At 65.5% G+C, this 15,495-nt stretch carries 16 protein-coding genes; 4 read left to right on the top strand and 12 right to left on the bottom strand.

Annotated elements, in window-relative coordinates; all coding sequences use genetic code 11:
* Window position 1: 1 nt before the first annotated feature.
* Entirely contained in the window at window positions 2-991 is a 990-nt protein-coding gene (galE, locus tag ACFVWL_RS18590; RefSeq protein WP_387186050.1) for a UDP-glucose 4-epimerase GalE, read from the bottom strand.
* Between the two features lie 174 nt (window positions 992-1,165).
* On the opposite strand from galE, the gene ACFVWL_RS18585 reads away from it, so the two are divergent.
* Window positions 1,166-2,131 carry a glycosyltransferase family 2 protein gene (locus ACFVWL_RS18585; RefSeq protein ID WP_387186048.1) on the top strand — a complete coding sequence of 322 codons (966 nt, stop codon included), beginning with the start codon at window positions 1,166-1,168 and terminating at the stop codon, window positions 2,129-2,131.
* Window positions 2,131-2,700 (top strand): hypothetical protein, encoded by a 570-nt coding sequence (locus tag ACFVWL_RS18580; protein ID WP_387186046.1) that lies wholly within the window; start codon window positions 2,131-2,133, stop codon window positions 2,698-2,700. The genes ACFVWL_RS18585 and ACFVWL_RS18580 overlap by 1 nt, the downstream gene beginning before the upstream one ends.
* Before the next feature lie 27 nt (window positions 2,701-2,727).
* On the opposite strand, the gene ACFVWL_RS18575 is transcribed toward ACFVWL_RS18580, so the two are convergent.
* Genes ACFVWL_RS18575 through ACFVWL_RS18550 form a run of 6 tightly spaced genes read right to left on the bottom strand, consistent with a single transcriptional unit; the run spans window position 2,728 to window position 8,159 of the window.
* The gene (locus ACFVWL_RS18575) at window positions 2,728-3,462 is read right to left on the bottom strand and encodes an ABC transporter ATP-binding protein (protein WP_387186044.1); all 735 of its coding nucleotides are present in this window, start codon (window positions 3,460-3,462) and stop codon (window positions 2,728-2,730) included.
* Window positions 3,462-4,280, bottom strand: a complete 819-nt coding sequence (locus ACFVWL_RS18570; protein ID WP_387186041.1) for an ABC transporter permease — start codon at window positions 4,278-4,280, stop codon at window positions 3,462-3,464. Before ACFVWL_RS18570 ends, ACFVWL_RS18575 begins: the two co-directional genes overlap by 1 nt.
* 10 nt (window positions 4,281-4,290) lie before the next feature.
* Entirely contained in the window at window positions 4,291-5,442 is a 1,152-nt protein-coding gene (gene glf / locus ACFVWL_RS18565) for a UDP-galactopyranose mutase (RefSeq protein ID WP_387186039.1), read from the bottom strand.
* On the bottom strand, window positions 5,423-6,427 hold the full coding sequence (locus ACFVWL_RS18560) for a Gfo/Idh/MocA family oxidoreductase (protein ID WP_387186036.1): 1,005 nt from the start codon (window positions 6,425-6,427) through the stop codon (window positions 5,423-5,425). The genes glf and ACFVWL_RS18560 overlap by 20 nt, the downstream gene beginning before the upstream one ends.
* Window positions 6,427-7,524, bottom strand: coding sequence for a DegT/DnrJ/EryC1/StrS family aminotransferase (locus ACFVWL_RS18555; protein ID WP_387186033.1), 1,098 nt, complete (start codon window positions 7,522-7,524; stop codon window positions 6,427-6,429). Before ACFVWL_RS18555 ends, ACFVWL_RS18560 begins: the two co-directional genes overlap by 1 nt.
* Window positions 7,521-8,159 carry an acyltransferase gene (locus ACFVWL_RS18550; protein ID WP_387186031.1) on the bottom strand — a complete coding sequence of 213 codons (639 nt, stop codon included), beginning with the start codon at window positions 8,157-8,159 and terminating at the stop codon, window positions 7,521-7,523. The genes ACFVWL_RS18555 and ACFVWL_RS18550 overlap by 4 nt, the downstream gene beginning before the upstream one ends.
* A 163-nt stretch (window positions 8,160-8,322) precedes the next feature.
* On the opposite strand from ACFVWL_RS18550, the gene ACFVWL_RS18545 reads away from it, so the two are divergent.
* Window positions 8,323-9,600: a lipopolysaccharide biosynthesis protein gene (locus tag ACFVWL_RS18545; RefSeq protein ID WP_387186029.1), complete on the top strand. Its 1,278-nt coding sequence runs from the start codon at window positions 8,323-8,325 to the stop codon at window positions 9,598-9,600.
* Window positions 9,601-9,795: 195 nt separating this feature from the next.
* Window positions 9,796-11,292 carry a DUF2142 domain-containing protein gene (locus ACFVWL_RS18540; RefSeq protein WP_387186026.1) on the top strand — a complete coding sequence of 499 codons (1,497 nt, stop codon included), beginning with the start codon at window positions 9,796-9,798 and terminating at the stop codon, window positions 11,290-11,292.
* Between the two features lie 41 nt (window positions 11,293-11,333).
* Here ACFVWL_RS18540 and ACFVWL_RS18535 read toward each other — a convergent pair whose 3' ends face one another.
* From ACFVWL_RS18535 to ACFVWL_RS18515, 5 genes are all read right to left on the bottom strand, one after another.
* Window positions 11,334-11,705, bottom strand: a complete 372-nt coding sequence (locus tag ACFVWL_RS18535) for a DUF2304 domain-containing protein (protein ID WP_387186023.1) — start codon at window positions 11,703-11,705, stop codon at window positions 11,334-11,336.
* Window positions 11,702-12,430 carry a glycosyltransferase family 2 protein gene (locus ACFVWL_RS18530; protein WP_387186021.1) on the bottom strand — a complete coding sequence of 243 codons (729 nt, stop codon included), beginning with the start codon at window positions 12,428-12,430 and terminating at the stop codon, window positions 11,702-11,704. Before ACFVWL_RS18530 ends, ACFVWL_RS18535 begins: the two co-directional genes overlap by 4 nt.
* A gap of 67 nt (window positions 12,431-12,497) precedes the next feature.
* Complete coding sequence (locus tag ACFVWL_RS18525; RefSeq protein ID WP_387186018.1) at window positions 12,498-13,373, bottom strand: glycosyltransferase family 2 protein; 876 nt, start codon at window positions 13,371-13,373, stop codon at window positions 12,498-12,500.
* Window positions 13,370-14,581 (bottom strand): ABC transporter ATP-binding protein, encoded by a 1,212-nt coding sequence (locus ACFVWL_RS18520; RefSeq protein ID WP_387186016.1) that lies wholly within the window; start codon window positions 14,579-14,581, stop codon window positions 13,370-13,372. The genes ACFVWL_RS18525 and ACFVWL_RS18520 overlap by 4 nt, the downstream gene beginning before the upstream one ends.
* A 3-nt stretch (window positions 14,582-14,584) precedes the next feature.
* Window positions 14,585-15,487 (bottom strand): ABC transporter permease, encoded by a 903-nt coding sequence (locus tag ACFVWL_RS18515; RefSeq protein WP_387186014.1) that lies wholly within the window; start codon window positions 15,485-15,487, stop codon window positions 14,585-14,587.
* Window positions 15,488-15,495: the final 8 nt, after the last annotated feature.

Here is a 15,495-nt window from a genome sequence, read left to right as displayed (position 1 = left end):
CTCAGCGCACAGAGGGCAGCTTCTGGGCCCAGGTGATCGCGTCTCGGACGCCATCGTCCACCGAGCGCTCGGCGTGCCAGTCCAGCACAGCGGCCGCACGATCGACGATCGCGAAGGCGCCCGCCTGGTCTCCGGGTCGGCGGGTGGTCTCTACCAGGGGAAGGGACTCGCCTGTGACGCGCTCGAAGGCGGCGACGAGCTCGCGGACCGTCACACCCTCTCCGGTACCGATGTTGATCACCTGATAGGGCTGGTCGATCGTCGCGACCTGATCGAACCTCTGGACGGCCGCGACGTGCGCGAGCGCGAGGTCCCAGACGTGGATGTAGTCGCGCAGGCCGGAGCCGTCTCGCGTCGGCCAGTCATTGCCGGTGATCGAGAACGGTTCGCCGGCGGCGCGGGACTGCATGATCTTCCCGAGCGCGTGCGAGGGCAAGGGGTTCTGCAGTCCGGTGCGCATCTGCGGGTCGGCACCGATCGGATTGAAGTAGCGGAGAGCGATCGCCCGGAAGTCGCCGTTCGACGCCGCATCCTTCAGGATCTGCTCGACCATCGCCTTCGTCGTGGCGTACGGGCTGGAGGGGGCGAGCCGACTGCTCTCGTCCGCCCCCTGGCCGCTCTCCCCCGCGTACACCGCGGCCGAGGAACTGAACACGATGCGCGTGATCCCCGCATCGCGGAGATGCTGGAGCAGCACGATGGTCTTGCCCACGTTGGTGTCGTAGTAGCCCAGAGGGTCGGTGACGGATTCGGGCACGACGATGCGCGCGGCGCAATGGACGACCGCATCGATATCGCGGTGATCCGCCAGGACTCGGGCCAGGACCGCAGAGTCGGCGATGTCGCCCTCGTAGAACTCACGACCCTCGCAGAAGGCTCGCAGCCCCTTGGAGAGGTCGTCGAGGATGACCACGTCGATCCCCGCCTCGATGCACGCGGTGGCGACCGTGGATCCGATGTATCCGGCGCCGCCGGTGATCAGTACCTTCATCGCAGCCAGTCTAACCATCGCCGCTCTGCGCCCGAGGCGAGCCTCTCCGCGGATACGAAGGCAGCGGACGGTAGGCTACTCACGGCTCGTCATGTCCCGCATCGTCCCGACGGTGGTCCGTGGCCCCGTAGCCCTCAGACCCCTGAACTGCTAATCGATCTTCGAGGAGAAGGTATGACCGCGGCGCCCGCTGCATTCGATCCGAAGGCGGCGACGATCGTCGTCGTCACCTTCAACAGGTCGCATCTGCTCACCGGACTCCTCACCAGCATCACGGCGATGGACCCGAAGCCGGGACGCGTCGTGATCATCGACAACGCCTCCTCCGACGACACCACCGACGTCGTGGAGTCGTTCCGCGAGAACATCGGCACCGAGATCGTGTACCGACGCCTCGAGACCAACACGGGCGGCTCCGGCGGGTTCAGCGAGGGCATGCGCACCGCCTACGAACTCGGATCCGAGTGGATCTGGATGATGGACGACGACGTCGAGGTGGTGCCCGACGGTCTGGCGAAGATGGGCAAATGGGCTCCTCGCTTCAAGAGCATCCAGGGCCGCCGGTACGACTACGACGGCAGCGAGTTCTACTGGCAGTACCGCATCGCGGAGCGCATGGGCATTCCGATTCCCTTCGCGCCGTCGGGCTTCGACGCGTCCGGGTTCAAGGAGATGAACAGCGGATGCTTCGAGGGCATGTTCATCCACCGCTCGATCGTGAAGCAGATCGGCCTGCCCGACCACCGCTTCTTCATCTACTGGGATGACCAGATGTACGGCTGGCTCGCCTCGCGAAAGACCACGGCCGTCATCGTCGACGAGTTCGTGCTGCGCCGCACGCGCGAGATCAAGCAGTGGGACATGGGCATCCGCCACATGAACGCCTCGAGCAACGCCTACCGCTTCTACATCATGCGCAATCGTGCCTACATCAAGCACTACTACCGGGTTCACGACAACTACAACCCCGTACTCTTCGGCCTCGGCACGTCGATGACCTTCGCAAAGGAACTCATCCGCCTCTTCTTCGTCGAGCGCACCGTCCGCGGAACGAGCAACCTGTTCCGCGGGCTCAAGGAAGGTCGCAAGATCAGCCGCGACCGCTCGTGGCAGCCCATGGCACCGCTGGAAGGCGCGTGATGAGCGAGCAGACTCCCGAGCTCCGATGGGCGCCGATGACGCCGAAGCCCAAGAACAGGCGCCGGATCTGGGTAATCATCGGAATCGTCCTCGCCGCGGTCGCCATCATCGGCGCAACGCTCTTCTTCCTCGTCCCGCGTGGCGATGCGCCCGCACCGGGCGCGAGCGGCTCTCCCGGACCCTCCGCGAACGAGACGGCACCTCCGCCCCTGTCCCCCACCCAGACCCCCGAAGTGACTCAGCCCGCACCGGCAGATCCGACCATCGAGGTGTTCCGCGAGCGGGTGGGCGGTTGGCTGACAGATGCTCCTCGCGGGCTCGACATCATCGTCGCGGAGACGGGCGAGGCCGCACTCGCGGTCGTCGACACACTGGAGCAGGACGCTCGGCGTCTCTCCGACGCCCAGCCGCCCTCGACGATCGAAGCGCAGTGGCGCGACGGCGTCACCGCATACGCACAGCGCCTGTCGGAGTTGAACGCCGCCGTCTCGGCGGGTTCCGACACCGCTGACGCGGTGAGCGCCGCACGCGAGGCCGTGTCGAAGCTGCAGGGAATCGTCGGACTCTGACCGCGAGCCCTGGCGCTGGAGCGGGGTCTACGAGTTGTAGTCGGCGTTGTACCTGTCGAGGACCTCGGCGATCGGCGCGTCCAGAACCAGCGCGCCCTTGTCGAGGTACAGCCCGCGAGTGCAGAAGCGCCGGAGGTCGCGCTCGTTGTGGCTGACGAAGAAGAGCGTGCGTCCTTCCGCCAGCAGTTCGTCGATGCGTGTGTAGCACTTCTCGCGGAACGCCTTGTCGCCCACCGCCAGCACCTCGTCGACGAGCAGGATCGGCTCGTCCAGCTGCGAGACCACCGCGAACGCCAGGCGCACCTTCATCCCGTTCGAGAGGTGCTTGTAGGGGGTGTCCTCGAATCCGGCGAGCTCGGCGAACTCGATGATGCCGTCGTAGCGGCGAGTGACCTCCTCGCGCGACATCCCGTGCAGGCCCGATGTCAGTCGGACATTCTCCCGCACGGTGAGATCGCCGACGAAGCCGCCGGTGATCTCGATGAGCGGAGCCACTCCCCCGTTGACGCTGACCGTTCCCTCATCAGGGAGCAGCACTTTGGCGACCAGCCGGAGAAGTGTCGACTTGCCCTGCCCGTTGCGCCCGACGACACCGATGGACTCCCCTGGCTCGACGGAGAAGGAGACGCCACGGAGCGCCCAGAACTCACCGGGACGGGAGCGACGCGACGCTCCCGCGAAGAGATCCTTGAAACTGCGGCTCCCGCGTCTGTTACGACGGAAGTGGACGCCGAGGCCCTGGACTTCGATGGCCGAGCGCATCACAGCTCCTTCAGCACTGGTCGTTCCAGGCTCCGGAAGGTCCAGATGCCGAGGCCGAGGATCAGCAGACTCATGATGACACTGATCGTCAGGGTGAACGGATTCCACTGGTCAGGGAAGAACGGCATGCGGTAGAGCATCATGATCCCCGCGAGAGGGTTGAAAGCGCCGAGGGTCTGGAAGATCCCGGGAAGATCGGTGACGTTGTAGATGATCGGCGTCGCATAGAACATCGCGCGGAGGATCAGCGCCGTCGTGCGTTCGAGGTCGACGAACAGCACGCAGAGCGGGGCGACGAGCAGGCCGAGTCCGATGAGGAGGATGGTCTGCAGAATCATCGCCACCGGCATCCACAGGATGCCCCAGCCGACATGCACGGTGCGCCCCGGATCGAGTTCGACGAAGAGATTCACCACGATGAACAGCACCAGGACCGGCAGCGAGAAGAGGTACTCGATGCCCTTGCTGAGCACGATGCGATTCACCCAGATCGAGCGCGGAATGGCGGTGGATCGCACCAGACGGGCGTCTTTCTTGAATGCGCGGGTGAAGTCCGACACCGACGCGTTGAACCACACCCACGGCAGCAGAGCGCTGATCAGGAAGATGATGTACGGCTCTTCCCCGACGTCGCGTTTGAACACCTGGGTGAACACGAACCAGTAGATCGCGCTCATGACGAGCGGATCGAGCACCGACCAGAGATAGCCGAGGAGACTGGTCGAATAGCGGACCTTCAGGTCACGCGACGACAGCAGCCACAACGAATGCAGATATCGCCGGGGCGTCCCGGGCGCCCCGACAGCAGCGTGACTCACGATGTCGAGTCTACGAGAGACTGTTGTTCCACATCGACAGCGCCGAGCCGATGGCCATGTGCATGTCGAGGTACTGGTAGGTGCCCAGGCGTCCGCCGAAGTGGACGTCTGCCTCCCCCTTGGCGAGCTCGCGATACGCCAGGAGGCCACCGCGATCGGCCGCGGTGTTCACGGGGTAGTACGGCTCGTCTTCGCGTCCGGCGAAGCGCGAGAACTCCCGCATGATCACGGTTCGGTCGGAGTCATAGACGTCTTTGCGCTCCGGGTGGAAGTGCTTGAACTCATGGATGCGCGTATACGGCACGTCCATGTCGGGGTAGTTCATCACGCTCGTGCCCTGGAAGTCGCCGACGTCGAGGACCTCCTGCTCGAAGTCCAAGGTCCGCCAGCTGAGGGCGCCTTCTGTGTAGTCGAAGTACCGATCGACGGGTCCCGTGTAGACGATGGGCACCTGCCCGACCGTGGCCGTCTTGTTGAAGGGCTGGGACTCGTCGAAGAAGTCCACATTCAGCTGCACCTCGATGTTGGGGTGATCAGCCATCCGCTCGAGCCACGCCGTGTAGCCGTCCGCCGGAAGGCCCTCCCATGTGTCGTTGAAGTAGCGGTTGTCGTACGTGTAGCGCACGGGAAGGCGGCTGATGATGTCGCCGGAGAGCTTCTGCGGGTCGGTCTGCCACTGCTTCGCCGTGTAGTCGCGGAAGAAGGCCTCGAACAGCGGGCGACCGACGAGGGCGATGCCCTTCTCCTCGAAGTTGGCAGCCGTCTTCGCGTCGAACTCCCCCGCCTGCTCCTTGATCAGTGCGCGGGCCTGATCCGGGGTGTACGCGGACTGGAAGAACTGGTTGATCGTGCCCAGGTTCACCGGCATCGGGAAGACGGTGCCCTTGTGCGTGCTGTAGACGCGGTGCACGTAGCTGGTGAACGCCGTGAATCGGTTGACGTACTCCCACACCGTCGGGTTCGACGTGTGGAACAGGTGCGCCCCGTAGCGATGCACCTCGATGCCCGTCTCCGGTTCGGCCTCGCTGTAGGCGTTGCCGCCGATGTGAGGACGGCGGTCGATGACCGTCACCTTCCGTCCGGCCTGAGCCGCGCGTTCTGCGATGGTGAGGCCGAAGAAGCCCGACCCGACGACGAGGAGATCAGTGCTGTTCGCGCCCAATGCGCACCAGCCTTCCGCCGTCGCGAGCGGACTCGAGGGCGGATTCGACGACCTCAAGGGTGTGCACCGCCTCGCTCATGGTGGACAGTTCGCTGGGCTGGCCGAGGACGGCGTCGCGGAATGCCTCGAGCTCCGCGCGGAGCGGTTCTCGCTTCGCGAATGCGAACCGCGTCACGTCCCCTTCGGACACGCCACGGAACGTGGAGACCGAATCCCATTCGAACAGCTCGGTTCCGTTCGCATGGAACGTGAGATCCCCGGTGGCGGTGTCGGCGACGAACGTGCCGCGCTCCCCCGTCACGAGGGTCACCCGCTCCTTCATGGGGCTGAGCCAGTTGATCAGGTGGTTGGTGATGATGCCGCTCTCGAGGCGACCGGTCATCGCGATCATGTCCTCGAACTCACGACCGCTCTTGAACGCGGTCTGTGCACTGATCGAGGAATACACGGACTGAGCGACCCATGCGGTGAGGTCGATGTCGTGGGTACCGAGGTCCTTGGCCACCCCCACATCGCCGATACGTGCCGGGAAGGTGCTCTGTCGCCGCGTGGCGATCTGATAGACGGCTCCGGCATCCCCCTCGGCGAGTCGGCGACGAAGCTGCTGGAGCGCAGGATTGAACCGTTCGACATGGCCGACGGCCCCGACGAGACCCCGCGCCTCGAAGGCCTCGCTCACACGGTGACCCGAGGCGCTGTCGTCCGCGATCGGCTTCTCCACCAGGGTATGCACACCGGCGTCGGCGAGGGTGAGCGCGGCTTCGGCGTGGAAACGCGTCGGGATCGCCACGACGGCGATATCGATACCGGCGGCGATCAACTCGTCGACGTTCGCAAGGAGGGGGATGCCCCCTGCCACGCGATAGGGGTCGCCACCGGGATCTGCGACGGCGACGAGCTCGACTCCTTCGATGTCGCGAAGGATCCGCGCGTGATGACGTCCCATCGATCCGACGCCGAGCAGACCAGCTTTCAGAGTCGCCATCAGCTGCCGGCTCCGGCGAGAGCGTTCACCGCGGCGACGATCCGGTCGAGATCCGCGGCCGAGAGCGAGGGATGAATCGGGAGTGAGATCGCTTCACGCGCCGCACGCTCGGTCTCGGGGAGGTCGAGGCCGGGCGCATACCGCTCGAGCGACGGGAGCCGGTGGTTGGGGATCGGGTAGTACACGCCGCTGCCGACCGCGTACTCCTCCTTGAGAGCCTTCACGAATCCGTCTCGGTCATCCTCGACGCGGATCGTGTACTGGTGGTAGACGTGCCGCGCCCCCACCGCGACCGGAGGAACGGTGACGCCCGACAGATGGGCATTCAGGAACGCGGCGTTCGATCGACGTGTCTCGGTCCAGGCATCCACCTTCGTCAGCTGAACGCGTCCGATCGCGGCGTGGATGTCGGTCATCCGCGCATTGAAGCCGATCAGCTCGTTCTCGTACTGACGCTCCATGCCCTGGTTGCGCAGCAATCGAACCCGGCGCGCAGTCTCCTCGTCGGCGGTGACGACCATACCGCCCTCACCGCTCGTCATGTTCTTGGTCGGGTACAGCGAGAACATCGTCATCGTGCCGAACGTGCCCACGGGGCGGCCGTGGAGAGCGGCGCCATGCGCCTGTGCGGCGTCCTCATAGAGCGCGAGGCCGCGATCCGCCGCGATCTCGCCGAGCTCGGTCATCCGCGCGGGGTGGCCGTAGAGGTGCACCGGAAGGATGCCGCGGGTGCGCTCCGTGACCGCCGAGGCAACGGCCGCCGGGTCCAGCGTGAAGGTGTCCGGCTCGATATCGGCGAACACGGGAGTGGCCCCCGTGAGCGCGACCGCGTTGGCGGTGGCCGCGAAAGTGAAGGACGGGACGATGACCTCGTCACCGGGACCGACGCCCGCAGCGAGCAGCCCCAGGTGGAGGCCAGAGGTCCCGGAGTTGACCGCGATGACGGGGAGCCCGTCCACGAAGTGGTCGGCGAACTCCTTCTCGAATGCCGCGACCTCCGGGCCCTGTGCCACCATGCCACTCAGCAGCACACGGTCGACGGCCGCTCGCTCCTCGTCACCGATCAGCGGCTTCGCCGCGGGGATGAATTCCGTCATTGTTCCTCCAATGCGAGAACGCCATCTGTCTCGAGATAGCGGGAGCCGGTCGTCGGGCACACCCAGACGCCGGGTTCGGTTTCCGTCAGCGGCATGCCGGCTTTGCCGACCCACCCGACCCGGCGCGCCGGAACTCCGACGACGAGCGCGAAGTCGGGGACGTCTTTGACGACGACGGCGCCGGCCGCGACCGTCGCCCATGCGCCGATGGTCACCGGAGCGACGCAGGTCGCCCGTGCGCCGATGGACGCGCCGTCACCGATGGCGACTCCGACAGGCTCCCAGTCGTGCGCGGACTTCAGCTGTCCGTCGGGAGTGACCGCGCGCGGATACGTGTCGTTCGTGAGGACCACGGCGGGTCCGATGAAGACACCGGCGCCGAGGATTGCCGGCTCGTACACGAGCGCGTAGTTCTGGACCTTGCAGTTGTCGCCCATGCGCACGCCCGTGCCGATGTAGGCGCCGCGTCCGATGATGCAGTTCTCACCGAGGATGGCGTTCTCTCGGACCTGCGCCAGATGCCAGATCGAGCTTCCGCTTCCGATGGTCGCATCCGGGGAGACGTCGGCACTGTCGGCGATCCGTGTTCCGGCCGCGACAGGCACGGCAGGGTCAACGTGTGGGGAGGGCGTCACAAAGAAGAACCTTACCCTCCCCTGTCCAGGAACCCGTGTGAGCGCCCCTCCCGACAGCCCGCCCCCAGACCCGCCGAGTATCATTGCGGCGACACGAGCGGCTCATACTCGAAGGCTCCGCCGCCGACGTCCCCGCGCTCACACACGTCAGGATGACCACGAGATGGCCGAACAAGAGACGATGACGAACCCGAAGCCGCAACGAACAGGAATCGGCGTGCACGTCCGCTCGCACGGCAAGGCGCTCCTTGCCGTGGGCGTCGCTAGTGGCCTCGGCATCATCGCTTCCTTCGCGTTCCAGCTGCTGAGCGCCCGGTTCCTTTCCCCCGCCGATTTCGGTCTGCTCGCCGCGTTCTTCGTGATCGTCAACGTCGCGGCCATCGGCAGCGCGTCGCTCCAGAGCACCGTGACGGTTCAGACGGCTTCCGCTCTCACGACGGTCGAGCACGGCGACGGCAAGAAGAAGCGCTGGCCCCTCGACGCCATCGTGCTCGGGCTGGGAGGCGCGGCCGTCGTCGCGGCGCTGTCTCCGTGGCTTGCCTCCGCACTCGACACGACGCCCCTGGTCATCCTCGCCGCGGCGGTGACGATTCCTCTCAGCTTCGTCTTCGCCGATGCGGTGGGGCTGCTCCAGGGATCAGGCCGTGTGGCCCAGGCGGTCTGGTGGTCGACGTTCTCCCAGATCGCGCGCGTGGTCTTCGCCGTCGGAGCCATCGCCATCGGTACCGGACTCGGCGGCTTCGTCGGAGCAGTCCTTGCCGCCCTCGTGGTCGCGGTCGTCGGCGGGCTCTGGACCGCCCGCGGTGTTCCGCGCCCGCAGAAAGGCATCTTCAGCCAGGCCGGAGTCACGATCATCGTGCTCACGGTGGCTTTCGCCTGGTTGACCAGTTCTGACGTGATCTTCCTTCGGGCCGGGGCACCCGAAGATCTTGCCGGCATGTATGCGTCAGTGACCGTTCTCGTGAAGACGGGCTTCTTGCTGCCCTCGACGCTTTCGCTCTATCTGCTGCCTCGCTTCGTCGCGAATCGAGACAACCCGAACCTCTCGCGGGTCGGCGTCCTCGCCACTCTCGGGCTCTCGGTCGCGACGAGCGTGGCCATGATCCTGGTCTTCCTCGTGCTCGGCGACTGGATCGTGGGTCTGATCTATCCGGCCGCATACGCACCGGCCGCCGACCTGCTCGTGCCGACCGCGCTCGCCTACCTTCCCTGGATCGCCGCCCAGGGAATGATGATCAAGATGACCAGTTCCGCCTCACGCGGTGCCGCCGCTCTTCTCCTCGTCGCTGCAGCCGCGCAATGGATCGCCTTCGCGATCACGATCCCGAACATCGACGCGATGCTGATCTCCTACGCCGCGATCGGAACCATCGTCCTCATCGCCTTCTTCGCGATCGACATGCGCAACGCACGACGCCTGCGGCGCGCCCTCGTCGTCTGAGGCGCGGACCTCGGCTTCGCGACGCCGAGGTCCGGGACGTCATCTACATGCGCGCGACCATGCGTCGAATCGCCCGCCGGGCGCGCGGATAGGATGGGACGCGGTGAAGACGCACCACACAACACCTGCGACCTTCTGTGCCACCGAACCTACTCGTCGGCAGTGTCGCTTCCCTGAACGAGGAGCCCCTCTGCGATGACCCGCCGGACACGACAGATCGTTGCTGCAGTACTCGCCCCCCTCGCACTGTTGGTCGCGCTTCTCGCCTGGGGAGTCTCCTCCCCGCAGGGCTCGAGTCCGGACGAGGACTACCACATGGGAAGCATCTGGTGTGCGAACGGCCCCATCGAAGGTCGTTGCGAGACCACCGATTCCGACAGGGTGCGGGCGCTCCCCTCCGATCTCGCGGAAGCCGCGCAGTGCTTCGCCTTCAAACCCGACCAGGCGGCGACATGCCCGCTCGATGAGAACGGCATGACGTACACCCAGCGAGGAAACTGGTACGACAACGGGTACCCCCCTGTCTTCTACGGCGTCATGACGGCGTTCGTCACCGACGACGTCTCGCTCTCGATCCTGATGATGCGAGCGTTCAACGCGCTCCTCTTCGTCGGCGTGCTCTGCGCCCTGTTCTTCCTCCTGCCGCTGCGGATGCGACCGAACCTCGTCTGGGCCTCCCTGATCGGGATCGTTCCGCTGGGAATGTTCCTCATCCCGAGCGCGAATCCGAGCAGTTGGGCGATCCTTCAGGCAAGTGGGCTGTGGCTCGCCGTCTGGGGCTTCTTCGAGCAGACCGGCCGCAAGAAGATCGCGCTGGCCGCGCTCTCCACGGTGCTGATGCTCGTCGGTGCAGGCGCGCGCAGTGACGCTGCAGCCTACGGTGTCGTCGCGCTCGCCGTCGCCGTCGTGCTCGCCTTCCGCCCGACGCGCGGTTTCCTGCTCCAGCTACTGCTCCCCGCGGGCCTCGCCGTCATCGCCGGCGCGCTCTTCCTCACCAGCGGCCAGTCGGGGGTGCTGACGAGCACCACGGAGAGCGGAGATCTGCCCTTCTTCTCTCTCCTCTTCTCCAACGTGCAGGCACTTCCCCAGCTGTGGATCGGATCCCTCGGATTCTGGGGGCTCGGGTGGCTCGACACGCAGCTGCCTGCCCTGGTCTGGGGGACGACCTTCGGCCTCTTCGCTGCCCTGCTGTTCTGGGGGCTGAAGCACGGCAACGCGCGCAAGTGGCTCGCGATGGCCGGCGTTCTGGCCGCACTCGTCGTGGTTCCTCTGTACATCCTCATGCGCGAGGGGATCATGGTCGGGTCCGGCGTCCAGCCCCGCTACATCTATCCGCTGGTGATCATGCTCGTCGGAGTGGCACTGGTCGGTCTCAAGGATGCCGCCCTCGGTCTGACCCGCGTACAGGTCGGAGTCGTCGCGGCCGGAATCATCGGTGCCAACAGCATCGCTCTGCACACGAACCTTCGCCGGTACATCACCGGTGCCGATGGCACGGGAATCAATCTCGACCGCGGCATCGAGTGGTGGTGGAACGCCCCCATCTCTCCGATGGGCGTGTGGGCCCTCGGATCCCTGGCATTCGCCGCGGCGATCGTCGCACTCGTCTGGTTCGTCTGGCCGAGCATCACCCGGACATCACCGCGTGCACGCTGGAACGACGAGGACCTCTTCGCCACCATCCATCGCTGAGCAGCTCTCAGAGCGCCGCAGCGACCCGGACGAGGGTCTCTCTAGGGCTCGACTCCGTCTTCGCTGTCGGCGCGCTGAGCACGCAGCGCCTCGACGTCGGCGCGGAGGATGGCAATCTCTTCCGCGACGCGACGAGTCTCATCCTCTGCCGTCGAAAGCTCCCAGGACTGGTGCAGCGTGACGCCGATGAGAAGGGCGAGCGCCGCCACGAACAGCAGGTTCGTGGGTATCTGCACGCCGAGCACTTCGGACAGCCAGAACAGCAGATCAGGGAAGAGCGTGAGCACCAGCATCGTGACGCCGATGGTCAGCCAGAGGATCGCGTACTTCTCACGAAGACGGTGGCTGAGCAGCATCCAGATGATGATCGCCAGGATGAAGAAGGCGAAGACGATCCCGACGACGACGATCATGCGCCGGCCTCCCAACGACGGCCGCGCATGATGGCGAGCCCCAGCGCGAACACGGAACGGAAGAGATAGATGCTCGAACCGATCGGTCCTTGCGACGGTCGGCCGTGGTTGCGGGGCCTCATGGCCACCGGAACCTGCGTGACCCGGAGACCGGCGTGTGCCGCGGCCACGAGCGAATCGATCGTGTCGCCGAGGTACTCGGCCGGGTAGTAGCGAACGTACTGCGCGATCGCACGCGAGTTCGCGGCGCGGAAGCCGCTGGTCACATCGGTCAACTTGGCCTTGGCGACCCGGGACACCACGGATGCGAGGAAGATCATCGCCCACCGCCTCGGACCCCGGACGGAGTAGTCGCCCACATCGGCGAAGCGGGCGCCGATCGAGATGTCCGCGATACGCAGCCCCTCGAGCACCTCCGCAATGTTGGCGGGGTTGTGCTGACCGTCGGCATCCACCTGGATCGCGCAATCGTAGCCGTGACGCTGAGCGTAGGTGAATCCTGTCTTCATCGCCCCGCCGACGCCCAGATTGAACGGAAGAGGAAGGACGGCAGCACCGGCGCCGCGAGCGACCTCTGCCGTGCGATCGGTCGACCCGTCATCGACGACGACGACGTCATAGCGGTCGTCCGCGGCGAGAACCTCTCGAACGGTCATACCCACATTCGACTCTTCGTTCCACGCGGGAACGATCACCAGCACACGACCCGACTTCTCCGACATCATCGCCAATCATATCCAGAACACCATGCCGCACCGAGGTCGCTCACGTCCTCGCGCGTCGTAAGACGAGTCAGTCGACTCTCGTCGCCACCTGACGGAAGCGGAGACCCTCGGCGGCGCCGCGAAGGGCCGCACCGATCTTCCGGTTCCGATCCTTCTCGCACAGAACCACCTTGATCCAGGACTTCGCGGCGTACGCCGCGTCCTCCCAGAACCATCGTCCCAGGCCATAGCGCCGGACCATGATCACGCGGTTGCGCGTCATGTAGTAGTGCCGCATCGGCGAATAGTTCGAGAGGTAGATGCGTCGTCCGAGGAACGTCGAAGGAACGGATGCCCCGAATCGGTGATCAAGGACCGTGTCGTACACCTTCACGATGCGGAATCCCGAGCGTCGCGCCCGCAGGGAGATGTCGTGGTCGACGTAGTCGATGAACAGCCGCTCGTCGTGCAGACCGATCTCATCCAGTGCTTCACGGGCGAAGAGGGCACCGGACGAGATCAGCGCGACCTGGTCGCGGATCCCGGAACTGGATTCACCGTCGTAGAGATGCCCGGTCTCCTCCGCGCGCAATGCCGGCCCTGCGATGGCGACCGGCGCGCCCGGCTGCTCGAACGCGGTCAGGAGCGCGGTGAGCATGCCGTCCGAGACCGTGCTGTCTTGGTCGAAGATCCAGACGTAATCGAATCCGTCTGCGAGAGCCTGCCGCATGCCGGAGTTGAATCCGGCCGCGACACCGACATTGCCGGCCTGGTCGAGCACGACCACGGAATCGCGGCGGGTCAACGGTGCGAGCACGTCAGCCGTGGCGGAGTCATCGGGCGAGTTGTTGACGACGTAGACCCGTTCGGCCTGCTTCGCGAGCTCGTCGATGTTGCCGATGATGCCAGCGTCCGGCTTGTACGACAGGACGACAGCCGCCACCTTCGGAGCGGTCGCCGTCATCGCTCCACCGATGAGCCCACGGTGATCCTGGCGGACACCGTCCCCATCGTGGTGTCGTCCGTACGCACGCGCAGCGTGGCTCCTCGCATCAGACCATGGCTGCTGGGTTCGCTGACGCCGGCGGCATTGGCGTTCACGAAGTAATCCCCCGGACCGAAACCTGCCCCTGCGATGCGCAGATCGACGACCGTCTTCCCCGCGATCGGGTCGAGCGTGACGCCGAGGACCTCGGTGTTCGAGGCCATCACCATCTGGCCGAGCGGCGTATCCATGCTGAACCCGATCTCCCAGCGTTCGATGGGCCGCAGCGTGTCGACATGCACCCGGATCGTGAAGGGGTCTCCTGTCGGAAGCTCCTTGATCGTCCCGCCGTCGTCGTCGATGAGCTCGATGCCCTTCACCTGGATCGGATGGATGGTCTCCTCCGGCGGGGCCTCCCCCACCTCGCGGTCGGCGAGCACGTCGCGCAGTCCGTCGACAGCCCGATTGATGTCTCCGTCGAACACGAGCTTGCCGTGGTGGAGCAGGATGCCCCGGTCGCACAGTTCCTGAACCTGCTGCGCGGAGTGACTGACGAGGATGATCGTCCGCCCCTCCTCGCGGAACTGGTGGATGCGATCCATGCATTTGCGCTGGAAAGCCTCATCCCCCACGGCGAGGACCTCGTCGACCAGCAGCACATCGGGATCGGTGTGCACCGCGACGGCGAATGCCAGGCGCACATACATGCCGGACGAGTAGAACTTGACGGCTGTCTCGATGAAATCGCCGATGCCGCTGAATTCGAGGATGTCGTCGAAGCGCTCGTCGATCTGCGCGCGGCTGAGTCCGAGAATGGCGGCGTTGAGATAGACGTTCTCCCTGCCTGACAGGTCGGGGTGGAACCCCGCGCCGAGTTCGAGCAGCGCCGCCATCCGCCCTCGCGCCTGCACCGTACCAGTGGTCGGGGCCACGATGCCGCCGATGAGCTTCAGGAGGGTGCTCTTGCCCGAGCCGTTCTGCCCCAGCAGGCCCACAGTCGTACCCGCCTTGATGTCGAGCGTGATCTCGTCGACAGCGGTGAACTCTTCGCGGAACGCCTTCCCATGGCGCCCGAAGTGGACGATGCGATCCTTCAGGTTGTTGTCCTTGCGGACGCGGAACTGCTTGCTCACGCCGTTGAGGCGGATGATGTCCGGGCGGGACGAGAGGTCGGTGTTATCGATCATGGTCTACAGCTCCTGCGCGAAGTTGCCCTGCATGCGCGTGAAGACGCGATGCGAGATCCAGAGGAACACGAGTCCGATGACGCTCATGATCGCCATCCTCAGTCCGAGGTTCGGGGGGTAGTCGGCCAGGGTGCCGGAACCCCAGAACGCGCGGTGGAATCCGAAGACGCCCACCGTGAGCGGGTTTGCCAGGTACACCTCGAGGAGCCAGGTCGGAAGGTCGTACTGCGCGACGACCGTCTTGACCATGGTCCAGGAGTAGACGATCGGAGACGCCCACATCGCGAGCATCATGACGACCTCGGTGAGGTACTGGATATCGCGCAGGTAGACGTTGAGCGCAGCCAGCAGGAGCCCGGTCGCGATTCCCCACAGCAGCACCATGCCGAGAGAGGGGAAGAACCACAGCATGTGCACGGGCTCTGGGAGACCGTTGAGCAGGAGCGCGGCGACCAGGAGCACACCGAGCTGGACGAGGAACATGAAGCTGGCCGCTCCGATGCTCCCGAGCGGGAAGATCTCACGAGGGAGGTAGATCTTCTTCACGAGTCCGGCGTTCGAGATGATCGACCCCGTCGAACCGAAGATCACGTCGGCGAAGAACGTGTAGAGCGTGAACCCGGCGAAGAGGTAGATCGCGAAGTTGTCGATGCCCCGTGAGGCCCCGAGGATCTGTCCGAGCACGATGAAGTACACGAGGAACTGCACGAGTGGGCGGATCACCGTCCACAGGAACCCGAGGAAGCTGTCGCGATAACGCGCTTGGAGGTCGCGGCGGATCAGCAGCATGAGCAGCTCGCGCCGTCGATACAGTTCGCCGACCTTGCCACCACGTCCGCCGTCGCGGAGTCCGCGCGCGTCGATCGTGGTGAACGGCTCGGCGGCGAGCCGAGTGAATCTGTCCACGGGGGTTT

It is taken from the genome of Microbacterium sp. NPDC058269 (assembly GCF_042881445.1).
Taxonomy (GTDB): Bacteria; Actinomycetota; Actinomycetes; order Actinomycetales; family Microbacteriaceae; genus Microbacterium.
This window is presented reverse-complemented; position numbering and strand designations above follow the sequence as displayed.